This is a genomic window from Modestobacter sp. I12A-02662 (assembly GCF_041028325.1).
Lineage (GTDB): Bacteria > Actinomycetota > Actinomycetes > Mycobacteriales > Geodermatophilaceae > Modestobacter.
Genome location: NZ_JABGDE010000004.1, coordinates 271,909 through 296,060 on the forward strand (window position 1 = coordinate 271,909; position 24,152 = coordinate 296,060).

A 24,152-nucleotide genomic window follows, 5' to 3' on the forward strand; every position below is an offset into this window, starting at 1 on the left:
CTGGCTGCGGCCACCAGCGTTGGTACGGAAAGCCGGCCTCCGATCAGGTGACCTGATCACCGCCGCGCCGGGTCACGTGGCGCGACGCAGAGAGGCCCCGCACACCGGTGGTGTGCGGGGCCTCTCCGTCACTCAGCGCATCAACGCCAGTCGTACTCCTCGAGGCGGACGGCCTCGCCCGAGCCCTGACCGAAGACGTCCGGGCTGTAGTACTGCCCGTCGTCGTAGCCGGCCATGGTGTAGACGGCGGCGCGCGCCTCCTCGGTCGGCTCGACCGTGATGTTCCGGTAGCGGCTGATGCCGGTGCCGGCCGGGATCAGCTTCCCGATGATCACGTTCTCCTTGAGGCCGAGCAGGCTGTCGCTCTTGCCCTGGATCGCGGCGTCGGTGAGGACCTTGGTCGTCTCCTGGAAGGAGGCTGCGGACAGCCACGACTCCGTCGCCAGCGACGCCTTGGTGATCCCCATCAGCACCGGACGGGCCGAGGCGGGCTCGCCGCCCTCGGCGACGACCCGACGGTTCTCGGTCTCGAACAGCGTCCGCTCGACCAGCGCACCGGGCAGGAACTCCGTCGCGCCCGAGTCGATGATGGTCACCCGCTTCAGCATCTGGCGGATGATCACCTCGATGTGCTTGTCGTGGATCGACACGCCCTGGCTGCGGTAGACCTCCTGGACCTCCCGGACCAGGTGCAGCTGCACCTCGCGCGGGCCCATGATCCGCAGCACCTCGTGCGGGTCCACCGCACCCTCGGTCAGCTGCTCGCCGACCTCGACGTGGCCGCCGTCCTCGACCCGCAGCCGCGAGCGACGCGACAGCTTGTCGTAGACGACCTCGTCGGAGCCGTCGTCCGGGGTGATGGTCAGCTTGCGGAACTGCTCGCCGTCCTCGATCCGGACCGAGCCGGCCAGCTCGGCGATCGGGGCCTTGCCCTTGGGGACGCGGGCCTCGAAGAGCTCCACCACACGCGGCAGACCGTGGGTGATGTCCTCACCCGCGACACCACCGGTGTGGAAGGTGCGCATCGTGAGCTGGGTGCCGGGCTCACCGATCGACTGGGCGGCGATGATGCCGACCGCCTCGCCGACGTCCACGAGCTTGCCGGTCGCCAGCGACCGGCCGTAGCAGGTGGCGCAGGTCCCCAGCAGCGACTCGCAGGTGAGCACGCAGCGGACCTTGACCTCGGAGACACCGGCGTCGACCAGCTGGCCGATCAGCACGTCACCCAGGTCGGACCCGGCCTGCGCGATCAGCGTGCCGTCCGCGGCGACCACGTCGGTGGCCAGCGAGCGTGCGTAGACGCTGGTCTCGACGTGCGCGTCACGGGTGACGACGCCCTCGTGCACCGTGCCGATCGGCATGATCACGCCGCGCTCGGTGCCGCAGTCCTCCTCGCGGATGATGACGTCCTGCGAGACGTCGACCAGCCGGCGGGTGAGGTAACCGGAGTCCGCGGTCCGCAGCGCGGTGTCCGCGAGGCCCTTGCGGGCGCCGTGCGTGGAGATGAAGTACTCCAGCACCGACAGACCTTCCCGGAAGTTGGCCTTGATCGGCCGCGGGATGATCTCGCCCTTCGGGTTGGCCACCAGACCACGCATGCCGGCGATCTGGCTGATCTGCATCATGTTGCCCCGGGCGCCCGAGTTGACCATGACCCAGACCGGGTTGGTGGTCGGGAAGTTGTCGACCATCGCCTGGCTGACCTCGGCCCGGGCCCGGGTCCAGATCTCGATGAGCTCGGACCGGCGCTCGGCGTCGGTGATGACACCGCGCTCGTACTGACGCTCGATCTTGCGCGCCTCGTCCTCGTGCCGGTCCAGGATGGACTGCTTGACCGGCGGGGTGACGACGTCGTCGATCGCGATAGTCACGCCCGAGCGGGTCGCCCAGCGGAAGCCGGCCGACTTGAGGGCGTCCAGCGTCGCGGCCACCTGGACCTTCGGGTAGCGCTCGGCGAGGTCGTTGACGATCGCGCCCAGCGCCTTCTTCGGCACCTGGTAGTTGACGAAGCGGTAGTCCTCGGGCAGGGCCTCGTTGAACAGCACCCGGCCCAGGCTGGTGGAGACGACGGCCGGCTGGCCGGGCTCCCAGCCCTCGGGGGCGTCCCACGGCTCGTTGGGGCCGCTGTCGACGCCGAACACCTCGTCGAGGCGGATGAGCACCCGCTCCTGCAGGCCCAGCGCGCCCTTGTCGAAGGCCATGATGGCCTCCGACGTCGAGCCGAACGCCTTCGGACGCTCGCCCTCGGCCAGCTCCACGGAACCGCTCAGCGTGGTCAGGTGGTACAGCCCCAGCACCATGTCCTGGGTCGGCGCGGTGATCGGACGACCGTCGGCCGGGCTCAGGATGTTGTTGCTGGACAGCATCAGGATCCGGGCCTCGGCCTGCGCCTCGGCCGACAGCGGCAGGTGCACCGCCATCTGGTCACCGTCGAAGTCCGCGTTGAAGGCGGTGCAGACCAGCGGGTGGATCTGGATGGCCTTGCCCTCGACCAGCTGCGGCTCGAAGGCCTGGATGCCCAGACGGTGCAGCGTGGGCGCACGGTTCAGCAGCACCGGGTGCTCGGTGATGACCTCCTCGAGCACGTCCCACACGACCGGCCGCGCGCGCTCCACCATCCGCTTGGCGGACTTGATGTTCTGCGCGTGGTTGAGGTCCACCAGCCGCTTCATGACGAAGGGCTTGAACAGCTCCAGCGCCATCTGCTTGGGCAGGCCGCACTGGTGCAGCTTCAGCTGCGGGCCGACGACGATGACCGAACGGCCGGAGTAGTCGACGCGCTTGCCGAGCAGGTTCTGGCGGAACCGGCCCTGCTTGCCCTTGAGCAGGTCCGAGAGCGACTTCAGCGGGCGGTTGCCCGGGCCGGTGACCGGCCGGCCGCGGCGGCCGTTGTCGAACAGCGCGTCCACGGACTCCTGGAGCATCCGCTTCTCGTTGTTGACGATGATCTCCGGAGCGCCCAGGTCGAGCAGCCGCTTGAGCCGGTTGTTCCGGTTGATCACGCGCCGGTACAGGTCGTTCATGTCGCTGGTCGCGAAGCGGCCACCGTCGAGCTGCACCATCGGGCGCAGGTCCGGCGGGATGACCGGCACGCAGTCCAGCACCATGCCCATGGGCGAGTTCTGGGTCTGCTGGAACGCCGCGACGACCTTCAGCCGCTTGAGCGCCCGCAGCTTGCGCTGCCCCTTGCCGCTGCGGATGGTCTCGCGCAGCGAGACCGCCTCGGCGTCCAGGTCGAAGTCGGCGAGCAGCTTCTGCAGCGCCGCGGCGCCCATGCCGCCCTCGAAGTACTCGCCGAAGCGGTCCCGCAGCTCGCGGTACAGCCCCTCGTCGGCGATGAGCTGCTTGACCTCCAGCTTGCGGAAGGTGTCGAGCACCTCCTCGAGGCGGTCGATCTCCCGCTGGGCGCGGTCACGCAGCTGGCGCATCTCGCGCTCGCCACCCTCGCGCACCTTGCGGCGCACGTCGGACTTGGCACCCTCGGCCTCGAGCTCGGCCAGGTCGGCCTCCAGCTTCTGCTGGCGGGCCTCGACGTCGGCGTCGCGACGGGTCTCCAGGTTGTGCTTCTCCGCGCTGATCTCCGCCTCGATGGTCGGGAGGTCCCGGTGGCGGGTCTCGTCGTCGACCGAGGTGATCAGGTAGGCGGCGAAGTAGATGATCTTCTCGAGGTCCTTGGGCGCCAGGTCGAGCAGGTAACCCAGGCGCGAGGGCACGCCCTTGAAGAACCAGATGTGCGTGACCGGCGCGGCCAGCTCGATGTGGCCCATCCGCTCACGACGCACCTTGGCGCGGGTCACCTCGACGCCGCAGCGCTCACAGATGATGCCCTTGAAGCGGACGCGCTTGTACTTGCCGCAGTAGCACTCCCAGTCCCGGGTGGGACCGAAGATCTTCTCGCAGAACAGACCGTCCTTCTCCGGACGGAGGGTGCGGTAGTTGATGGTCTCGGGCTTCTTCACCTCACCGTGCGACCACTGACGGATGTCGTCGCCGCTGGCAAGGCCGATGCGGAGCTCGTCGAAGAAGTTGACGTCGAGCACTAGGGGGACCCCTTTCCCGGGGCTAGTTCTTCTTCATTGATGAAGGGGGGCGGCCGGCCGGCCCTGACTGCTCAGGGCCGGCCGGCTGCCGATCACACGTCCTCGACGGACGACGGCTCGCGGCGGGACAGGTCGATGCCCAGCTCCTCCGCGGCCCGGAAGACCTCGTCGTCGGTGTCACGCAGCTCGATCGCCTGACCGTCGCCGGAGAGGACCTCCACGTTCAGGCAGAGCGACTGCAGCTCCTTGAGCAACACCTTGAACGACTCGGGGATGCCCGGCTCGGGGATGTTCTCGCCCTTGACGATGGCCTCGTACACCTTGACGCGACCGAGGATGTCGTCGGACTTGATGGTCAGCAGCTCCTGCAGCGCGTAGGCCGCGCCGTAGGCCTGCATCGCCCAGCACTCCATCTCACCGAAGCGCTGGCCACCGAACTGCGCCTTACCACCCAGCGGCTGCTGCGTGATCATCGAGTACGGGCCGGTCGACCGGGCGTGGATCTTGTCGTCGACCAGGTGCAGCAGCTTCAGGATGTACACGTAGCCGACCGAGATCGGCTCCGGGAACGGCTCGCCGGAGCGGCCGTCGAACAGCCGCGCCTTGCCGGTCTCCTGGACCATCCGGTCGCCGTCCCGGTTCGGGACGGTGGAGCCGAGCAGCCCGATGAGCTCCTCCTCCTTGGCGCCGTCGAACACCGGGGTGGCGGTGCGGGTGCCCGGCGCCGCCTGACGCGCCGCGGGCGGCAGCTTGGCCGCCCACTCCGGCGTCCCCTCGACCTCCCAGCCCTGCTTGGCGATCCACCCGAGGTGGGTCTCCAGCACCTGGCCGATGTTCATCCGGCCGGGCACGCCCAGCGGGTTGAGCACGATGTCGACCGGCGTGCCGTCCTCGAGGAACGGCATGTCCTCGACCGGGAGGATCTTGGAGATGACGCCCTTGTTCCCGTGGCGGCCGGCCAGCTTGTCGCCGTCGCTGATCTTGCGCATCTGGGCCACGTAGACCCGGATGAGCTCGTTGACGCCGGCGGGCAGCTCGTCGCCGTCCTCGCGCGAGAACACGCGGACGCCGATGACCTTGCCGGACTCGCCGTGCTTGACCTTGAGGCTGGTGTCGCGGACCTCGCGGGCCTTCTCACCGAAGATCGCCCGCAGCAGGCGCTCCTCGGGGGTCAGCTCGGTCTCGCCCTTGGGCGTGACCTTGCCGACGAGGATGTCGCCGGGGACGACCTCGGCACCGATCCGGATGATGCCGCGCTCGTCGAGGTCGGCGAGGACCTCCTCGGAGACGTTCGGGATGTCCCGGGTGATCTCCTCGGCACCGAGCTTGGTGTCGCGGGCGTCGACCTCGAACTCCTCGATGTGGATCGAGGACAGGACGTCGTCCTGCACGAGGCGCTGCGACAGGATGATCGCGTCCTCGTAGTTGTGGCCCTCCCACGGCATGAAGGCGACGAGCAGGTTCTTGCCCAGCGCCATCTCGCCCTGGTCGGTGCACGGCCCGTCGGCGATGACCTGACCGACCTCGACCCGCTGGCCCTCCTCGACGACCGGGGTCTGGTTGATCGAGGTGCCCTGGTTCGAGCGGCGGAACTTCAGCAGCCGGTAGGTCTGCCGGGTGCCGTCGTCGGCCATGACCGTGACGTAGTCGGCGGTGGAGTCCTCGACCACACCGGCCTTCTCGGCCACCACGACGTCGCCGGCGTCCACGGCGGCACGCAGCTCCATGCCGGTGCCGACCAGCGGGGCCTCGCTGCGCAGCAGCGGCACCGCCTGGCGCTGCATGTTCGCGCCCATGAGCGCGCGGTTGGCGTCGTCGTGCTCGAGGAACGGGATCATCGCCGTCGCGACCGAGGTCATCTGCCGCGGCGAGACGTCCATGTAGTCGACGTTCTCCGGGACGAGGTAGTCGACCTCGCCGCCCTTGGTGCGGACCAGGACGCGGTCCTCGGCGAACCGGCCCTGCGCGTCCAGCGGCGAGTTCGCCTGGGCGACGACGAAGCGGTCCTCCTCGTCGGCGGTCAGGTAGTCGATCTGGTCGGTGACGACACCGTTCTGGACCCGGCGGTACGGCGTCTCGATGAAGCCGAACGGGTTGACCCGGCCGTAGGAGGACAGCGAGCCGATCAGGCCGATGTTCGGACCCTCGGGGGTCTCGATGGGGCACATCCGGCCGTAGTGGCTCGGGTGCACGTCGCGGACCTCCATGCCGGCCCGCTCACGGGACAGACCGCCGGGGCCCAGCGCCGACAGGCGGCGCTTGTGGGTCAGGCCCGCGAGGGGGTTGGTCTGGTCCATGAACTGGGACAGCTGGCTGGTGCCGAAGAACTCCTTGATGGAGGCGACGACCGGCCGGATGTTGATCAGGGTCTGCGGCGTGATCGCCTCGACGTCCTGGGTCGTCATCCGCTCGCGGACGACGCGCTCCATGCGGGAGAGGCCGACCCGGATCTGGTTCTGGATCAGCTCACCGACGGTGCGCAGCCGGCGGTTGCCGAAGTGGTCGATGTCGTCGACACCGTGGTCGGGCTCGCCCGCGTGCAGGCGCACCACGTACTCGATGGTGGCGACGATGTCGTCCTCGGTGAGCGTGGTCGTCGGGGTGGGGAGGTCGACGCCCAGCTTCTTGTTGACCTTGTACCGGCCGACCTTCGCGAGGTCGTAGCGCTTGGGGTTGAAGAACAGGTTCTCCAGCAGCGCCTGCGCCGACTCTCGCGTCGGCGGCTCGCCCGGCCGCAGCTTGCGGTAGATGTCCAGCAGCGCCTCGTCCTGCCCGGCGATGTGGTCCTTCTCCAGCGTGGCCAGCATCGTGGGCGACCACTGGAAGTGCTCGCGGATGCGCTCCTCGGTCCAGCCCAGCGCCTTGAGCAGGACGCTGACCGGCTGACGGCGCTTGCGGTCGATCCGGACGCCGACGGTGTCGCGCTTGTCGACGTCGAACTCCAGCCACGCACCACGGCTGGGGATCACCTTGGCGCTGAAGACGTCCTTGTCCGACGTCTTGTCCAGGGTCTTGTCGAAGTAGACGCCCGGGCTGCGCACCAGCTGCGAGACGACGACGCGCTCGGTCCCGTTGATGACGAACGTGCCCTTGCGCGTCATGACCGGGAAGTCGCCCATGAACACCGTCTGGCTCTTGATCTCGCCGGTGGTGTTGTTCATGAACTCCGCGGTGACGAACAGCGGCGCCGCGTAGGTCATGTCCTTGTCCTTGCACTCCTCGAGGGACGCCTTGACGTCCTCGAAGCGCGGGTTGGAGAAGGACAGCGACATGGAGCCGCTGAAGTCCTCGATCGGGGAGATCTCCTCGAGGATCTCCGCGAGGCCCCCGATGGCGCCGGCCTGCTCGTCGGCCGGGAGGGTGGCCTTCCAGGCGGGGCTGCCGACCAGCCAGTCGAAGGAGGCGGTCTGCAGGGCCAGCAGATCCGGCACCTCGAGGGGCTCGTGGATCTTGGCGAAGGAGACGCGGAGCGGGGCGCCGGGGATCTTCTGCGAGTCGGTCTCCGCGGTGCGGGTGCCCGGCTGCGGCTCCTGCGGAGTGGTCTGGGTGGTGCTGGACTCGGTGGTGCCGGGGGTGATGCTGGTGGGGCGAGAGCCTGCCAAGATGCGTCCTTCCAAGGACCTCACGACGTGCGGGCGGTGGGTGCAGTTCGTCCTGGGTCGTCGTCGGTTTCGGCGAGGCTGCCCGCGACGGCCGGGGCTCCCACCGGAGGTCTCCACGGGTCACCCGGGGGTCTCACTCCTGGTCCCGGGCACCCTTGGTGACCCGGCTCGGCGGGGCAGGCAGTCAGAGGGCAGCGCAACAGGAGACCCTACCCCTGATCCGCGCCGGTGTCCACGTCGGGTCCGGGCCCCCGGGGGGGAGCCGAACCCGGGGGGCCCACCCGCGAGGGGTGTCCGGCGCTCCCCGCACGGGGACCGTGGCGACCCCGCGGAGGGGGCCGGGCCACTGGGCGGGCTGACCAGGTGCGGTCGCGCGTCGATGATGCCAGGCACGGGCCCGGAGGAGGACCGCCACGCCGACGTCTCCGGAACCGGGCGGTGCCGCTGGGGCGCCGGGGGACGCCGGGCCCCGCGGTGTCCGAGATCACGTACGGGCACGCCGTCCGCCCACCCCGTCGGGTGCGCGGACACGACAGGGGCCGCCCTCCCGGAGGAGGACGGCCCCTGTGGTGACGCGGTGGAGCAGCCCGGCGAGCGCGCCGGGGTCCTTACTTGACGGTGACGGTGGCGCCGGCGCCCTCGAGGGCGGCCTTGGCCTTCTCCGCGGCGTCCTTGGCGACCTTCTCCAGGACCGGCTTCGGCGCGTTGTCGACCAGGTCCTTGGCCTCCTTGAGGCCGAGCGAGGTCAGGCCGCGCACCTCCTTGATGACCTGGATCTTCTTGTCGCCGGCAGCCTCGAGGACGACGTCGAACTCGTCCTGCTCGGCGGGAGCCTCGGCAGCGGCGCCACCAGCGGCGGGGCCGGCAGCGGCGACGGCGACCGGCGCGGCGGCGGTGACGTCGAAGGTGTCCTCGAACAGCTTCACGAAGTCGGACAGCTCGAGGAGCGTCATCTCCTTGAAGGCGTCGAGCAGCTCGTCGTTGGACAGCTTGGCCATGATCTCTCCTTGGGGGGGTCAGTCGGCGCTGACCGCGGTGTCCGCGGCAGCGTCGGTGGTCTCGGGGGTGGTGTCAGCAGCAGCGTCGGCGGCGGGAGCGTCGGCGGACTTCTTCTCCTGCAGCGCGGCGGCCAGGCGGGCGACCTGGGACAGCGGGGCCTGGAACAGCCCGGCGGCCTTGGTCGTGGTGCCCTTGAGCGCGCCGGCCAGCTTGGCCAGCAGGACCTCACGCGACTCGACGTCGGCGAGGCGGGTGACCTCGGCGGCGTCGACCGTGCGGCCCTCGACCACGCCGCCCTTGACGACGAGCATCGGGTTGGCGCGCGCGAAGTCACGGATGGCCTTGGCGGCCTCGACCGGGTCGCCCTGGATGAAGGCGATCGCGGTGGGGCCGTTCAGCAGCGGAGCCAGGTCGGAGAAGCCGACCGAGTCCGCCGCCCGCTTCGTCAGGGTGTTCTTGACGACGGCGTAGCTGCTGCCCGCACCGAGGGAACGGCGCAGCTGGGTCAGCTGAGCCACGGTCAGCCCGCGGTACTCGGTGAGCACGGCCGCGCTGGACTCGTTGAACCGCTCGGTGATCTCCTCGATCACCGCGGCCTTGGCCTGCGTGGGCATGGGCTGGGCCTCCTCTCGTCGGTCGGGCGACCACCGGCCGGTGCGCGCACACGGGCGGTCGGGGGGGCCCAGACACACGGAACGCCCCGGCGCAGGGCGCACGGGGCGAGGAAGGCCACAGCCGACGGGCCGGGACCCGGGGCGACGACACGTTCGTCGAACCGTCCTCCTGCGCGGGCCGTCCGGGTGTCCGGACCTTCGATCGCACGCGGACGTGCGACGACCAGCGGTCTTGGGGGGAACGTCGACAAGAGTACACGCCCCGTCGGACCCCTGACGCGCGAGGGCCCCGCAGCGACGTGCGCTGCGGGGCCCGGCCCCCTGCAGGGTCCCGCCGCGATCCTGCGAGTGGCGGGGGGCAGGGGGTTTCAGGAGGTGGGCTCGTCGACCGTCAGGTTGCGGGTGCGGTTCGGGTCGACCGGGATGCCCGGGCCCATGGTGGTGGAGATGGTGACCTTCTTGAGGTACCGACCCTTGGCCGCGGCCGGCTTGGCGCGGAGCACCTCGTCGAGGGCGGCGGCGTAGTTCTCCACCAGCTTGGTCTCCTCGAAGGACGTCTTGCCGATCACCAGGTGCAGGTTGGCCTGCTTGTCGACGCGGAAGTTGATCTTCCCGCCCTTGATGTCGGTGATGGCCTTGGTGACGTCGGGGGTCACCGTGCCGGTCTTCGGGTTCGGCATCAGGCCACGGGGACCGAGGATGCGCGCGATCCGGCCGACCTTGGCCATCTGGTCGGGCGTCGCGATCGCGGCGTCGAAGTCCAGGAAGCCGCCCTGGATCCGCTCGATCAGGTCCTCGGCGCCGACGACGTCCGCGCCGGCCGCCTCGGCCTCGGCGGCCTTGTCGCCGGTCGCGAAGACGATGACGCGGGCGGTCTTGCCGGTGCCGTGCGGCAGGTTGACCGTGCCGCGCACCATCTGGTCGGCCTTGCGCGGGTCGACGCCCAGCCGGATCGCGACCTCGACGGTGGCGTCGTAGCTGGTGGTGGAGGTCTGCTTGGCCAGACCGGCCGCCTGCAGCGGGCTGTACAGGTTCTCGGAGTCGACCTGCGCGGCCGCCTCGCGGTACTTCTTGCCGTGCTTCGCCATGGTGGTGCTCCTTCCCCCCGGAACCGGGGGTCGTGTGGTGAACGGGCCTGGCAGGCCCTCCCACTAGAAGGACCCCACTGCCCCCCACGCCTCGCGAGCTCGGCGGGAGCCCCTGCAGCGGGGCCGTTCCATCGGGTTACTTGACGGTGATGCCCATCGACCGGGCGGTGCCGGCGATGATCTTCTCGGCCTGCTCGAGGTCGTTGGCGTTCAGGTCGGCCATCTTGGTCTGCGCGATCTCGCGCACCTGGTCACGGGTGACCGTGGCGACCTTGGTCTTGTGCGGCTCGCCCGAGCCCTTCTCCACCCCGGCGGCCTTGAGCAGCATGCGGGCTGCCGGCGGCGTCTTGGTGACGAAGGTGAACGAGCGGTCCTCGTAGACCGAGATCTCGACGGGGATGACGTTGCCGCGCTGCGACTCGGTCGCCGCGTTGTACGCCTTGCAGAACTCCATGATGTTCACGCCGTGCTGACCGAGGGCGGGGCCCACGGGCGGCGCGGGGGTGGCCGCGCCGGCGTTGATCTGGAGCTTGATGACCGCGGTCAACCGCTTCCTGGGGGGCATGACTTCTTCCTTCTCGTGACTGGCTGGGATTGCCTGGTCTGGGCTGGGAGGCCTCGGTGCAGGGCCCCGCCCCGCGCGGAGCGTGGGGTGGGGGGCACCGAGGTCCTACAACTTCGCGACCTGGGTGAACGACAGCTCGACCGGCGTCTCGCGGCCGAAGATGGACACGAGGACCTGCAGCTTCTGCTGCTCGGCGTTGATCTGGTTGATCGTGGCCGGCAGGGTGGCGAAGGGCCCGTCCATGACGGTGACCGACTCGCCGATCTCGAAGTCGACGACCGGCGTCGGCCCGGCGGCCGGGGAGGCCGCTTCGGTGGCGACCGCGGCGGGCTTGGCCGGGGTCGCGGGGACGAGCAGGTTGACGACCTCGTCGATGCTCAGCGGGGAGGGCCGCGAGGTGGCGCCGACGAACCCGGTGACGCCGGGGGTGTTGCGGACGGCGCCCCACGACTCGTCGTTGAGGTCCATCCGGACGAGCAGGTACCCGGGCAGCTTCTTGCGGTTGACCAGCGTCCGCTTGCCGTTCTTGATCTCGGTGACCTCCTCGGTGGGCACCTCGATCTGGAAGATGTAGTCCTCCATGTCCAGCGACTGGATGCGGGACTCGAGGTTGGTCTTCACCTTGTTCTCGTAGCCCGCGTAGGAGTGGATGACGTACCAGTCGCCGAACTGCTGGCGCAGCGTGGTGAGCAGCGCCTGGCGCGGGTCCTCGTCCGCCTCGGCCGCGGCCTCGAGCGTCTCGGTGACCAGCGGGTCGTGGTCGGGGGCGGGAGCGGCCAGGGGGTCGCCCACCAGGCTGTCCCGTCCACCGGACTCGACCACGGGCGTCACGTCGGCGACGCCGGTGGCGGTGTCCTGGTCGGTCGTGTCGGACGAGCCCTCGGCGGAGCCGGGCTCGTCGGCGCCGGTCTCGAGGTCGACGCTGCCGCGCACGTCGGACCGGGCGTCGTCGAGGTCGGTGCCCTCGATCGCACTGTCGGTCTCGAAGGGCTCGCGGGGGTCGGTCACGTGTGTGTTCCTCCTGGGTGGCGGTGCAGGCGCGGGCGGGTCAGCCGAAGACGGCGAGGACGCCCTGGGCGAAGACGAGGTCGAGGCCGGCGACGAGCGCGACCATGACGGCGACGAAGATGATCACCACGGTGGTGTAGGTGATCAGCTCCTTGCGGCCCGGCCAGATGACCTTGCGCAGCTCGGCGACGACCTCCCGGAGGAACCGTCCGATGCTCCGCTTCTCCCGCAGCTCCGCGGCCCGCGCCCGCTCGGCGGCGGCCCGGGAGCGGGTGCCCTCGCCGGTGCGGGGCTCCGCCGTCCGGCCGGCGGGACGGTCGGCGGCCCGGGAGCGACGCCGGGTCGGGGTGGCGACGACCTTGTCCTCGTCCGCCGCGGCGTCCTCGGCGACCTCGGCCTCGGCCGCCTCGAGCTCGGCGGCGTCGTCGACGCCCGGCGTCTCGGCGTCGAGCCGCTCGCCGGTCGGCTCGCGGTCCTTCTCGCTCACAGCGCCTCGCTCTTCTCGGTCGGGTCCAGGTCGTCGGTGGTGGCAGGGGTGACAGGACTTGAACCTGCAGCCTGCGGTTTTGGAGACCGCTGCTCTGCCAATTGAGCTACACCCCTATGGCACCCCGTCGCACGGGGACCACCGTCTGGGGCCGACCGGACCGCACCGCGGCGCGTCCCTGCTCCCACGCTCGGCCCCCCGAGAGGGGCCCCGGGGCACGCCGGTGGCGGGGTCACACGGGCCCCAGGACGACGAGTGTACGGGACCCGTGCGAGCGGCGGCGAACACGGCCGGCACACCCCCGCGCACCGGCTTCCACCGCGCTCTCAGCGGGGTAGGTCCTCCGGGTCCAGCGCGCCCGCCTCCTGGAGCACCGCGAGGGCGGCCGGCAGGTCGGCCAGTGCGGCGGCGACGTCCGCCGGGGTGGCGATCGCCCACGCCTGCGCGTCGGCGTAGCAGCGCAGCGCCGCGTCGAACGCGGTGGCGCCGGCCCGTTCCCGGGCGGTCAGCAGCATCGCCGCCCCCTTGGCGTAGACCGTCGTCACGTACCGGCGGTCGTCGGGGAACTCCGCCATCGACCCGCCGACGTCCCCCTCGGCCGCGAGCGCCCGGGCCACCCGTGCGGCGGGCCGCTCGGCGGCCACGGACTCGGCGTAGCTGGCGAAGGCCTCGTCCAGCCAGGGGTCGCGGAACTGCGAGTCCCCGACCATCCCGTAGAACCACATGTGCGCCACCTCGTGCACGAGCACCTGCCCGGACCCGGTGGCGAGCAGGATCGACGACGGGTACTCGATCCCGCCGCCGGCCTCGGGCAGCCACGGGATGGTCAGCGACGCGTAGGGGAAGGGGCCGAAGCGGTCGGCGAGCCGCTCGATCGCCGCACCGGCCTCCCGGGCCAGCCGCGCGGGGTCCCGCCCGGACCGGGGCAGCACGCCGGTGGTCACCCGGACGCCGGCCACGTCGAGCTCCGCGGTGACGAACTCCCCCGCCGCGACGCTGACGTCCCGGGCCACCGGCTCGTGCGCCGTCCACGTGCGCCGGCCCTCACGCGGCCGGGGGGGCTCGTCCTGCGCCCCGGTCATCAGCACGGTGAGGTCGGCGGGCGCCTCGACGGTGACCGTGGTGTCGGCGACCGGGCTGACCGTGGTCTCCCCGGCCAGCGGGACGAACGGGTCGCGCGCCCAGCCGACGCCCGGCTCCCAGGCCAGCAACGGCGCCCCGCTCCCCCACCAGGAGACGTCCTCGGCGACGCCCAGCCGCTCGAAGCCGGCGCCACCGAGTTGCAGGGTGAAGTCCAGCGCCACCTCCGTCGACTCGCCCGCTGCGAGCGGGTCCCGGAGGAGGACGACGTACAGGCCGCCGGGCTCCTCGGCCTGCGCGCCCTCGTAGCGGCTGCCCACCACGTCCGGGCCGCGGACGGCGTCGACGGCGAGCCGGTTGCCGCGGGCGGTGCTGTCGGACCCGTTGGGCACGAGCCGGAAGACCAGCTCGGCGGTGGGGAGGTCCGGGGTGAAGACGACGGTCTCGGTGCCGGTCACCGTGCGCCGGTCCTCGGCCAGGGAGAACCGCAGGTCGATGACGGGGCGGTCGGGGTCCGGCGCCGCCCGCTCGGCCGGGCAGCTCCCCGGGTCGGCCGGCGGGGAGCTCGCCGGCGCTGGTGCCGCCGCCGGCCCGGACGCGGTGCACCCGGCGGCGAGGAGGCCGGCCAGGACCAGGCCCGCCACCCGGCGCATCGTCGGGGCCGTCACCCCAGGGCGACGACGGCGCGGGCGAGGGAGAGGACCTTCTCGCCGCCGCTGGTCACCGTCAGGTCGACCCGCACCCGGCCGCCGTCCAGCACGGCCGCCACGCGCCCGCGGACGGTGACCTCGGCGCCGGCGTCGTCGTCGGGGACGACGACCGGACGGCTGAACCGGACGTGGTAGTCGACCACCGCGCCCGGGTCCCCGGCCCAGGCGGTGACCGCCCGGGCAGCGAGCCCGGCGGTGAGCATGCCGTGCGCGATGACCCCCGGCAGGCCCACCTCGCGGGCGACCCGCTCGTTCCAGTGGATGACGTTGAAGTCACCGGACGCGCCGGCGTAACGCAGCAGGTCGGCGCGGGTGACCCGGGTGGTCTGCTCGGGGAGCTCGGTGCCGACCGCGACGTCGGCCGCGCGCGGGCGGCTCACGCGGCGCCCCGGGCGACCAGCATGGAGCGGGTGGTGCACACCGGTTCGCCGTCCTCGGTGGTGAGGTCGACCCGGGTGGTGAGCATGTCGTTGCCGGCCACCGTCTTCACCGCGTCGATGGTCGCGGTGGCGATCAGCCGGTCACCGGCCCGGACCGGCCGGTGGTGGGTGAACCGCTGCTCGCCGTGCACCACCCGGCTGTAGTCGATGCCGACGTCGGGGTCCTCCACGACGACGGAGCCGGCGCCGAGGCTCAGCACGATCGCGAAGGTGGGCGGCGCGATGACGTCGGGGTGGCCGAGCGCGCGGGCCGCGGCCGGGTCCCGGTAGGCCGGGTCGGGGTCACCGAGCGCCGTGGCGAACTCGGCGATCTTCTCCCGCCCGACCTCGTAGACGGCAGAGGGCGGGTAGCTGCGCCCGACCAGTCCCGCGTCCAGCGCCATGCTCCCGCCCTCTCGCTCGTCCTGCGACGTCCGCTGGGGTCAGCGGGTCTCGCGGTGGACCGTGTGCTTGCGGTCCTTCGGGCAGTACTTCTTCAGCTCGATCCGGTCGGGGTCGTTCCGCCGGTTCTTGCGGGTGATGTAGTTGCGGTTCTTGCACTCCTGGCACGCCAGGGTGATCTTCGGACGGACGTCAGTGGCTGCCATGAGCGCATCCTCGCCTTGTTCTGGACGACTGTCGGGAACAGTCGTGTCCGACGTGCCCGACGGGTGCCGGACACGACGACGGACCCCGGTGCCGGGGTCCGTCATGGGTAGCGGTGACCGGACTTGAACCGGTGACACAGCGATTATGAGCCGCTTGCTCTACCAGGCTGAGCTACACCGCCGGGTGACCCCACGGCCCGGTCTCGCGACAGGACCGGTGGTCAGAGCCCCTTTACGGAATCGAACCGTAGACCTTCTCCTTACCATGGAGACGCTCTGCCGACTGAGCTAAAGGGGCGTGCTCCGAGGAGCTGTCGGAGACTCTACCTGACGCCTTCGACCTCTCTGCAGGGGCCCGCCGCGAGCCCGCGAGCGGGGGGCAGGGAGGCCCTCCTCAGGTCCGGACGAACAGACGGCGGTGGACGGCGCCCGGCGCGGCGGTGCGCACCCCGGTGCGGGCGAGCAGCCAGCCCTCCAGGCGGTCCTCCGGCAGCGGCCGGCTGACCAGGAAGCCCTGCACCTTGTCGCAGCCCATGTGGGTCAGCAGGTCGCGGGTGACCTCGTCCTCGACGCCCTCCGCGACCACGCGCATACCGAGGTTGTGCGCCAGCTCCACGATCGACCGGGCGATGAACGACTCGTTCTGGCTGGTGGACATCCCGAGCACGAAGCTCTTGTCGATCTTGAGCTCGTCCAGCGGCAGCTGGCGCAGCAGCGACAGCGACGAGTAGCCGGTGCCGAAGTCGTCCATCGACAGCCGCAGGCCCAGCGCGTGCAGGTCGGCGAGGACCGTCCCGTTGCGGACCCGCTCCTCGATGACGCTGCCCTCGGTGAGCTCCAGGGTGAGCAGCTCCCCGGGGACGCCGTGCCGGCGCAGCGCCCGCCGCACCCGGTCGACCAGGTCGGGCTCGGACAGCGACCGGGCGGAGAGGTTGACCGCGACCGACAGCGCGATGTCCTGGTCGAGCCAGCGCCGGCACCGGTCCAGCGCGCGGTCCAGGACGAAGTCGGTGAGCGGGCCGATCCGGCCGATCTGCTCGGCGAGGCCGATGAAGTCGTCGGGCGGCACGGGCCCGTAGCGCGGATGCGACCAGCGCAGCAGCGTCTCGACCGAGACGATGTCGTTGGTCCTGGTGTCCACGATGGGCTGGAAGACGACCGAGATCTGCCCCTCGGCCATCGCCGTCTCCAGCTCGGTGCCCAACTGCAGGCGACGGAGGCTCTGCTGGTCCAGGACCGGGTGGTAGGTCGCCACCCCACCGGAGCCGTGCGCGGCGAGCAGGGCGACGTCCGCGCGCTGGATGAGCGTGCCGGCGTCCGAGCCGTGCACCGGGGCGGCCGCGACGCCGATGGTCAGCGACACCTCCAGGTCCAGGCCCGCCACCGAGGCCCGGGTGGAGGCCGCCTCCCGGAGCCGGCGCGCGGCCCGCTCGGTGGCCGGCAGCGACAGCCCCGGCAGCAGGACGGCGAACTGGCCGCCCTCCATCCGGGCCACGACCGCCGAGGGCGGCGCGTGCTCGCGCAGCAGGCCGGCCGTCACGACCAGCAACTCGTCGCTCGCCCCGTGACCGAGCGTGTCGGTGACGTTGGTGTAGCCGTCGAGGGAGGCGAGCACCAGTCCAGCACGGGACCCGGCGGGGTCCTCGCGCAGGATCGCGTCGATCTCGACGGCCAGCCGCTGCCGGTTGGGCAGGCCGGTGAGGCGGTCGTGGTCGGCGTCGTGGCGGATCTGGCTGAGCAGCTGCTGCTGCCGGATCGCGGCGTTGACGTGGGTGAGCATCGAGTCGAGCGCACCCCGGTCACCGGAGGCGAAGGACACGATGTCGCTGCGCCGGTCGCAGACCTCGAGGTACCCGGGCTCACCCGCCGCCGTGGTCACCGGGGCGCCGAGCACCTCACGGGCGCCGCGCCGGGCCAGCGCGGCGAGCTCCGCGGCGTCCGCCCGGGCCGCCGACAGCAGGACCGGGCCGTCGGCCTCGGGGGCGAGCGCGCGGCGGCGCACCAGGTCGTCCGGGTCACCCGGCCCCGCGTACCAGTGGAGGCCACCCTCCCCGTCGACCACGAGCTGCGGCCCCTCGTCCAGGTAGGGCGGCAGCCAGAGTGCCACCCGCTCGGCGTTGAGCAGCTCGCGGACCGCGCTGACGATCTCGCGGGTGCCGGCCTCGTCCGGGGTCACCAGCTCGACGCGGCGGGCGAAGTCGTAGACCCGCTGCACCGTGCGGCGTTCGCGGGAGGCCCGGCTGGACTGGCGGAAGATCGCCACGAAGCCCAGGAGCAGCGGGAGGATCAGCGTCCAGGCCCAGGAGTTCTCCTCGACCAGGAGCAGCGCGATCACGCCGACGACCACGCTCAGCGGGCCGACCGCGGTGTTGGGGAGCGCGGAGAGCCAGAACGACCAGCCGGGGAACCCCTGGCTGACGGAGATGGCCACGCCCACGCCGACCATCCCGACCAGCCCGGTGACCAGGATCGCGAGCACCAGCGACAGCCAGGTGACCGGGTCGGTGATGTCCAGCGGCGGCAGCAACGACAGCACCGCCAGCGCGGCACACAACTCGGTGACGGCGAGCGCGGCGTTGAACGCGAGCTTGGCCGGCGGATAGTGCTGCCAGGAGAGCACGAGGGCGATCGCGACCACGCGCGTGATCGCCGTCCAGGTGCCGCCGACCTCGACGAGCCCGACCACGACGGCGATCTCGGCCGGGGACAGCGCGACGGTCTGCTTGCCCACCTCGAGGTCCCACTGGACCGACTCGGTGAGCAGGAACGCCCCGAGAAGCGCGACGACGGCCCAGACCGACGGGGTGGTCCACGCTCCGGGCATGGTGGGCACGGCCACGAGGAAGGCCACGCCGACGGCGATGGCAGCGATGCTCCAGGGCCGCCGGAGCAGGGGGACCCCCTGCTGCTCGGGGGCGATGGTGTCGGCCAACGTGGACCTGTCTGATAGGAGCGGCGTCGGCGCGACGGTAACAGCGCGGCATCTGCCGGTGGCACACGTCTCACCCCGACGGGGCAGGCACGTGCGGGCGCCGCCCCGCCGGGGTCGTCACCGCGTCAGCGGCCCCAGCGCCACCCGCGGCCCCAGCGCCACCCGCGGGAGGCGTCGGCGGTCTGAGCGGCGAAGACGGAGGCGTGAGCGGACATGGGTGCTCCTTCGGAACGCGGACAGGCTGCAGGGATGCGGCAGCCGCCCACGCGGGGGCAGAGCGTCGTCCGGCACAGACCGCAATCGCGAGACTGCAGGGGGTCACCCACACGATGCAAGTCTTGACACGGACGTGTCCCGGGCAGCGCGAGTGTCGTGACACTGCGTGACCATCGCTGCTACAAGATCATCATCGGGGGACATCCATCGGGCGCCGGTGCCGCGCCGGCGGCGGCAGCGTCACCTCGTCGACTCGTCCGAGGATCGGGCGCGGGAGTCCGGCTGGCCGCCGTCCACAGCCTGTGGCCCGCGTCAGCGGCGTCGGTCCTCCGCCGTCCACACCATCCACAGCCGCTGTCCACAACCGGTGGACGACGATGGGCCGGCCGCCCGGACCGGTTACCCTCCGCGCCGTGCGAGGCCGCCGGACTGCCGCCGTCGACCCGGAGGCGGGCTCGACGCTGCCCTTCGTGCTGGTCTGCTGGCTCGTCGCCGCCCTGATGGTGCTCGGCGCGATCACCGCCTCCGACGCCTTCCTGGAGCAGCAGGACGTGCAGTCGGCGTGCGACGGGGCTGCTCTCGCGGCCGCGAACCAGGCCGACGAGGCGGTCGTCTACACGCGGGGGGTGGGCAGCGAGCTGCCGCTCACGCGGGGGACGGCGGAGGCGGCCGTGGCCGACCACCTCGCCGACGCCGGGGTGCGGCTGGACTCGTGGTCGGCGGCGACGGACGGGGCCGAGGTCACCGTGACCTGCACGCGGTGGGTGCGGGTGGCCTTCGACTGGCTGTTCCTCGGCGGTGGCCCGCTGGAGCGCACGGCGGTCGCCGGTGCCCGCGCGCCGACGGCGCCGTGACCCGCCCGGCGACGAGAACGGCCCCCGACCGGTGAGGTCGGGGGCCGTGGCACCAGGCGTGGCGGGTGAAGGATTCGAACCTTCGTAGGCTAAGCCGACGGATTTACAGTCCGCTCCCATTGGCCACTCGGGCAACCCGCCGTGGTGGTACCGGGAGAGCGTACAAGACGACGGACCGGGGTCAGCCCAGGGTCCCGGTGCGCGCGGGTCGCCCGCGCGGCAGAGAGAGGTGGCGAGATGGCCGACGCGTCCTTCGACGTGGTGAGCAAGGTCGACCGGCAGGAGGTCGACAACGCGCTGAACCAGACGGGCAAGGAACTGTCCCAGCGGTTCGACTTCCGGGGCACGAACGCCTCGATCGCCTGGGCCGGGGAGAGCGGTGTCACGCTGCAGGCCGACACCGAGGAGCGGGTGAGCGCCGCCCTCGAGGTCTTCCGCGAGAAGCTGGTCAAGCGGGGGATCTCGCTGAAGGTGCTCGACGCCGGGGAGCCGCAGGCCTCGGGCAAGTCGTACAAGATCGGCGCGACGATCAAGCAGGGCATCGAGTCCGACACCGCCAAGAAGATCGCGAAGATCATCCGCGACGAGGGCCCGAAGGGCGTCCAGGCGCAGATCCAGGGCGACCAGCTGCGGGTCAGCGGCAAGAAGCGGGACGACCTGCAGGCGGTGCAGCAGCTGCTGCGCGGCAAGGACCTCGACGTCGCCCTGCAGTTCGACAACTACAGGTGAGCTGAGGGAGCGGACCCCTCGCCCCCACCCCTCGCAGGGGCCCGCCCCGAGGAACGAGGGGTGGGGGCGAGGGGGTCCTTCCTCAGCTCTGGCCGCGCTGCCGCGCCATCTCCTCCAGCCGCGCGATGCGCTGGGGCATCGGCGGGTGCGTGGAGAACATCGAGGCCATCCCCTGCCCCCGGAAGGGGTTGGCGATCATCAAGTGGCTCTGCGCGACCAGCCGGTCCTCCTGCGGCAGCGGCCGCGCCGCGACGCCCCGGTCGAGCTTGCGCAGCGCGCTGGCCAGCGCGAGCGGGTCCTGCGACAGCTCGGCGCCGGACGCATCGGCCTGGTACTCGCGGCTGCGGCTGACCGCCATCTGCACCACCCCGGCGGCGAGCGGGCCGAGGAACACCAGCAGGAGCCCGCCCAGGGCGTTCCCGCCCGCGCGCTCGTCGGAGCGGCCGCCGAACATCGAGGCGAACATCGCCATGTGCGCCAGGTAGGTGATGACCGTGGCCATGGCGCCGGCGACCGAGCTGATCAGGATGTCGCGGTTGTAGACGTGCGAGAGCTCGTGCGCGAGGACGGCGCGCAGCTCCCTCCGGTCCAGCAGCTCCAGGATCCCCTGGGTGCAGCAGACCGCGGCGTTGCGCGGGTTCCGCCCGGTGGCGAAGGCGTTCGGCTGGTTGGTGGGGCTCACGTACAGCCGCGGCATCGGCTGGCGGGCCTCGGTCGCCAGCTCGCGGACGATCGCGTACAGCTGCGGCGCCTGCGTCTCGGTCACCGGGAAGGCGCGCATCGCCCGCAGCGCCAGCCGGTCGGAGTTGAAGTAGGCGTACCCGTTCACGCCGAGCGCCACGAGCAGGGCGACGAACAGCCCGGTGCGACCGAAGAAGCTGCCGACCAGCAGGATGACGCCGGCCATCAGGCCCAGCAGCACGGCCGTCTTCAGCCCGTTGTTCCACCGTCGCACGCCCTTCGAACGCGACGGGGCTCCGGGCCGTTCCCCTGGTGGGACGCGGGGTACGCGCACGGGTGACGGCCGGACTGTGGCTTGTCTCACGTTCGCGCCGCGAGGAGTCGGTGCGGGCACGCTCCGCACGTAACCTGGCCATCCGGAGGTAGCTCACACCATGACTGGCACCAGGCCCGGAATCACCCCACTCGCGGACGGTGTTGTCCCCACCATGGACACCGCAGCCCACAGCTCCGCCCCGGGCGGGCTCGTCAAGAGCGTCGTCGAGCTCGACCGCGTGGTCATCCGGCTGGCCGGGGACTCGGGCGACGGCATGCAGCTGACGGGCGGGCGCTTCACCAGCGAGACGGCGTCCTTCGGCAACGACCTGTCCACGCTGCCCAACTTCCCCGCCGAGATCCGCGCACCGACGGGGACCCTGCCGGGGGTCAGCTCCTTCCAGCTGCACTTCGCCGACCACGACATCATGACGCCGGGTGACGCCCCCGACGTCCTGGTCGTGATGAACCCGGCCGCGCTGAAGGCGAACCTGCCCGACCTCCCCGGCGGCGGGCTCATCATCGCCGACTCCGACGAGTTCACCAGCCGCAACCTGGCGAAGGTGGGCTACGCCAGCAACCCCCTCGAGGACGGCTCGCTGGACAAGTGGCAGCTGGTGAGCGTGCCGCTGACCGCGATGACGCTCGAGGCGCTCGCGGGCTCCGGCCTGGGCAAGAAGGAGGCCGAGCGGAGCAAGAACATGTTCACCCTCGGCCTGCTGTCCTGGATGTACCACCGGCCCACCGAGGGCACCGTCCGCTTCCTGGAGCGGCAGTTCCGCCGCAAGCCGCAGATCGCCGCGGCGAACATCGCCGCCTTCCGCGCCGGTTACAACTACGGCGACACCACCGAGGCCTTCGCCGTCTCCTACCAGGTGAAGCCCGCCCCGATGGCACCGGGCCGCTACCGGCACATCTCCGGCAACCAGGCGCTGGCCTACGGGCTGGTGGCCGCCGGGCGCCGCTCAGGGCTGCCAGTGTTCCTCGGCGCGTACCCGATCACCCCGGCCAGCGACATCCTCCACGAGCTGAGCCGGCACAAGGCCTTCGGTGTGCGCACCTTCCAGGCCGAGGACGAGATCGCCGGCATCGGCGCCGCGCTGGGCGCCTCCTTCGGTGGTGCGCTGGGCGTGACGACGACGTCCGGCCCCGGCGTCGCCCTCAAGGCCGAGACCATCGGCCTGGCCGTGATGACCGAGCTGCCGCTGGTGATCGTCGACGTGCAGCGCGGTGGCCCGTCCACGGGCCTGCCCACCAAGACCGAGCAGTCGGACCTGCTGCAGGCCCTCTACGGGCGCAACGGCGAGGCGCCGGTCCCGGTGATCGCGCCGAAGTCCCCCGGCGACTGCTTCGACGCCGCGCTCGAGGCCGCCCGGATCGCGCTCACCTACCGGACCCCGGTGTTCCTGCTCTCCGACGGCTACCTGGCCAACGGGGCCGAGCCGTGGGCCATCCCCGCCGAGGAGGACCTGCCCGACCTGCGGGTCGAGTTCGCGACGGCGCCCAACGGCGAGGACGGCGAGTTCCTGCCGTACCTGCGCGACCCGGAGACCCTGGCGCGCCCGTGGGCGGTGCCCGGCACGGCGGGGCTGCAGCACCGGATCGGCGGGCTGGAGAAGGCCGACCGCACCGGCAACATCTCCTACGACCCGGCGAACCACGACTTCATGACCCGCACCCGCCAGGCCAAGGTCGACGGCATCGCGGCGTCCATCCCGGCCACCGAGGTGGACGACCCGGACGGTGACGCCCGGGTCGCGGTGGTCGGCTGGGGCTCGACCTACGGGCCGATCGGCGCCGCCTGCCGGCAGATCCGCGCGTCGGGCCGGCCGATCGCGCAGGTGCACCTGAGGCACCTCAACCCGCTGCCGGCCGACCTCGGCGCCGTCCTGGCCCGGTACGACCGCGTGGTGTGCCCCGAGATGAACCTCGGCCAGCTGGCGCTGGTCCTGCGGGCCAAGTACCTCATCGACGTCGTGAGCCACACCCAGGTGCGCGGGCTGCCCTTCCGGGCCGCCGAGCTCGCCGGGGTGCTGCAGGACGTCATCGACAGCACCAGCACACCGGCCGCTGTCCCGGCCGGGAACGGAGCAGCCCTGTGACCACGCTCGACGCCCACGTGCACGACCTCGGCATGCCCGCGCCAGGTCCCATCGCCGACGCGGTCGCCGCCTCCGGCGAGAAGACCACCGCGCTCAAGGCCAAGTACCTCAAGACCGACCAGGAGGTCCGCTGGTGCCCCGGGTGCGGTGACTACGTCATCCTCAACGCCGTCCAGAGCTTCCTGCCCACCCTCGGCATCGCCCGCGAGGACATGGTCATCGTCTCGGGCATCGGCTGCTCCTCGCGCTTCCCGTACTACATGAACACCTACGGGATGCACTCGATCCACGGCCGGGCGCCGGCGATCGCGACCGGCCTGGCCGCGTCGCGGCCGGACCTGTCGGTGTGGGTCGTGACCGGGGACGGCGACGCGCTGTCCATCGGCGGCAACCACCTGATCCACACCCTGCGCCGCAACGTGAACCTGACGATCCTGCTGTTCAACAACCGGATCTACGGGCTCACCAAGGGCCAGTACTCCCCCACGTCCGAGGTCGGGAAGGTCACCAAGTCCACCCCGATGGGCTCGCTGGACCACCCGTTCAACCCGGTGTCGCTGGCGCTGGGCGCGGACGCGACCTTCGTCGGCCGGGCGATGGACTCCGACCGCAAGGGCCTCACCGACGTGCTGCGCCAGGCTGCGGAGCACCAGGGGACCGCGCTGGTGGAGATCTACCAGAACTGCAACATCTTCAACGACGGCGCCTTCGAGCTGCTCAAGGACCCGACCACCGGCCCCATGTGGACGATCCCGCTCGAGCACGGCAAGCCCCTGGTGTTCGGCCCCGACGGCGCCTCCTGCGTCGTCCGCGACGACTTCGGTGGCCTGCGGATCGCCGAGACCAACCAGGTCGACGCCGCCGAGATCGTGGTGCACGACGCGCAGCGGCAGGACCCGTCCTACGCGTTCGCGCTGTCCCGGCTCTCGACGCAGGACCTGCGCTACACGCCGATGGGCGTGTTCCGGAAGGTCGTCAAGCCGACCTACGAGCGGATGATGGCCGACCAGCTCACCGACGCCGCCGACCAGGCGCCGGCCGACCTGGACGCGCTGCTGACCGGCGCCGACAGCTGGACCGTCAGCTGACCGGAGGACCTCCCT

The 24,152-nt window shown here is 71.6% G+C and carries 18 protein-coding genes and 4 tRNA genes; 4 read left to right on the top strand and 18 right to left on the bottom strand.

Annotated features, from left to right (window positions below; translation table 11 throughout):
• Window positions 1–140 precede the first annotated feature (140 nt).
• From HL189_RS06485 to HL189_RS06560, 16 genes are all read right to left on the bottom strand, one after another.
• Window positions 141–4,040 (bottom strand): DNA-directed RNA polymerase subunit beta', encoded by a 3,900-nt coding sequence (locus tag HL189_RS06485; RefSeq protein ID WP_369132875.1) that lies wholly within the window; start codon window positions 4,038–4,040, stop codon window positions 141–143.
• A gap of 92 nt (window positions 4,041–4,132) precedes the next feature.
• Window positions 4,133–7,525, bottom strand: coding sequence for a DNA-directed RNA polymerase subunit beta (rpoB, locus tag HL189_RS06490; protein WP_369133062.1), 3,393 nt, complete (start codon window positions 7,523–7,525; stop codon window positions 4,133–4,135).
• 725 nt (window positions 7,526–8,250) lie between these two features.
• Window positions 8,251–8,631, bottom strand: coding sequence for a 50S ribosomal protein L7/L12 (rplL, locus tag HL189_RS06495; protein ID WP_369133063.1), 381 nt, complete (start codon window positions 8,629–8,631; stop codon window positions 8,251–8,253).
• Between the two features lie 27 nt (window positions 8,632–8,658).
• The gene (gene rplJ / locus HL189_RS06500) at window positions 8,659–9,255 is read right to left on the bottom strand and encodes a 50S ribosomal protein L10 (protein WP_369132876.1); all 597 of its coding nucleotides are present in this window, start codon (window positions 9,253–9,255) and stop codon (window positions 8,659–8,661) included.
• Window positions 9,256–9,623: 368 nt separating this feature from the next.
• Window positions 9,624–10,343 carry a 50S ribosomal protein L1 gene (rplA, locus tag HL189_RS06505; protein WP_369132877.1) on the bottom strand — a complete coding sequence of 240 codons (720 nt, stop codon included), beginning with the start codon at window positions 10,341–10,343 and terminating at the stop codon, window positions 9,624–9,626.
• Window positions 10,344–10,479: 136 nt separating this feature from the next.
• Window positions 10,480–10,908 carry a 50S ribosomal protein L11 gene (gene rplK / locus HL189_RS06510; protein ID WP_222271248.1) on the bottom strand — a complete coding sequence of 143 codons (429 nt, stop codon included), beginning with the start codon at window positions 10,906–10,908 and terminating at the stop codon, window positions 10,480–10,482.
• A gap of 105 nt (window positions 10,909–11,013) precedes the next feature.
• Entirely contained in the window at window positions 11,014–11,916 is a 903-nt protein-coding gene (gene nusG, locus HL189_RS06515; protein ID WP_369132878.1) for a transcription termination/antitermination protein NusG, read from the bottom strand.
• A gap of 40 nt (window positions 11,917–11,956) precedes the next feature.
• The gene (secE, locus tag HL189_RS06520) at window positions 11,957–12,403 is read right to left on the bottom strand and encodes a preprotein translocase subunit SecE (protein ID WP_369132879.1); all 447 of its coding nucleotides are present in this window, start codon (window positions 12,401–12,403) and stop codon (window positions 11,957–11,959) included.
• 40 nt (window positions 12,404–12,443) lie between these two features.
• Window positions 12,444–12,519: transfer RNA gene (locus tag HL189_RS06525), tRNA-Trp, on the bottom strand.
• A gap of 210 nt (window positions 12,520–12,729) precedes the next feature.
• A complete protein-coding gene (locus HL189_RS06530) occupies window positions 12,730–14,136 on the bottom strand; it encodes a M1 family aminopeptidase (RefSeq protein WP_369133064.1) in 1,407 nt (468 codons plus the stop codon).
• 11 nt (window positions 14,137–14,147) lie between these two features.
• Entirely contained in the window at window positions 14,148–14,573 is a 426-nt protein-coding gene (locus HL189_RS06535) for a MaoC/PaaZ C-terminal domain-containing protein (RefSeq protein ID WP_369132880.1), read from the bottom strand.
• Complete coding sequence (locus tag HL189_RS06540; protein ID WP_369132881.1) at window positions 14,570–15,016, bottom strand: MaoC family dehydratase N-terminal domain-containing protein; 447 nt, start codon at window positions 15,014–15,016, stop codon at window positions 14,570–14,572. The genes HL189_RS06535 and HL189_RS06540 overlap by 4 nt, the downstream gene beginning before the upstream one ends.
• A 39-nt stretch (window positions 15,017–15,055) precedes the next feature.
• Window positions 15,056–15,220 (bottom strand): 50S ribosomal protein L33, encoded by a 165-nt coding sequence (gene rpmG / locus HL189_RS06545; RefSeq protein ID WP_222271228.1) that lies wholly within the window; start codon window positions 15,218–15,220, stop codon window positions 15,056–15,058.
• Window positions 15,221–15,328: 108 nt separating this feature from the next.
• Window positions 15,329–15,402: transfer RNA gene (locus HL189_RS06550), tRNA-Met, on the bottom strand.
• 43 nt (window positions 15,403–15,445) lie between these two features.
• Window positions 15,446–15,518 (bottom strand) — tRNA-Thr (locus HL189_RS06555).
• Between the two features lie 96 nt (window positions 15,519–15,614).
• Window positions 15,615–18,152, bottom strand: coding sequence for a putative bifunctional diguanylate cyclase/phosphodiesterase (locus HL189_RS06560; protein WP_369132882.1), 2,538 nt, complete (start codon window positions 18,150–18,152; stop codon window positions 15,615–15,617).
• A 629-nt stretch (window positions 18,153–18,781) separates the two neighbouring features.
• On the opposite strand from HL189_RS06560, the gene HL189_RS06565 reads away from it, so the two are divergent.
• The gene (locus HL189_RS06565) at window positions 18,782–19,222 is read left to right on the top strand and encodes a pilus assembly protein TadG-related protein (RefSeq protein WP_369132883.1); all 441 of its coding nucleotides are present in this window, start codon (window positions 18,782–18,784) and stop codon (window positions 19,220–19,222) included.
• Between the two features lie 59 nt (window positions 19,223–19,281).
• Here the strand turns inward: HL189_RS06565 and HL189_RS06570 are convergent.
• Window positions 19,282–19,363 (bottom strand) — tRNA-Tyr (locus HL189_RS06570).
• Window positions 19,364–19,459: 96 nt separating this feature from the next.
• On the opposite strand from HL189_RS06570, the gene HL189_RS06575 reads away from it, so the two are divergent.
• Window positions 19,460–19,951, top strand: a complete 492-nt coding sequence (locus HL189_RS06575) for a YajQ family cyclic di-GMP-binding protein (protein ID WP_369132884.1) — start codon at window positions 19,460–19,462, stop codon at window positions 19,949–19,951.
• Between the two features lie 82 nt (window positions 19,952–20,033).
• On the opposite strand, the gene htpX is transcribed toward HL189_RS06575, so the two are convergent.
• On the bottom strand, window positions 20,034–20,906 hold the full coding sequence (htpX, locus tag HL189_RS06580; protein WP_369132885.1) for a zinc metalloprotease HtpX: 873 nt from the start codon (window positions 20,904–20,906) through the stop codon (window positions 20,034–20,036).
• Between the two features lie 214 nt (window positions 20,907–21,120).
• Between htpX and HL189_RS06585 the strand changes: the two genes are divergently transcribed.
• Window positions 21,121–23,049 (top strand): 2-oxoacid:acceptor oxidoreductase subunit alpha, encoded by a 1,929-nt coding sequence (locus HL189_RS06585; RefSeq protein WP_369132886.1) that lies wholly within the window; start codon window positions 21,121–21,123, stop codon window positions 23,047–23,049.
• Window positions 23,046–24,137 (top strand): 2-oxoacid:ferredoxin oxidoreductase subunit beta, encoded by a 1,092-nt coding sequence (locus tag HL189_RS06590; protein WP_369132887.1) that lies wholly within the window; start codon window positions 23,046–23,048, stop codon window positions 24,135–24,137. Before HL189_RS06585 ends, HL189_RS06590 begins: the two co-directional genes overlap by 4 nt.
• The last annotated feature ends 15 nt before the right edge of the window (window positions 24,138–24,152 follow it).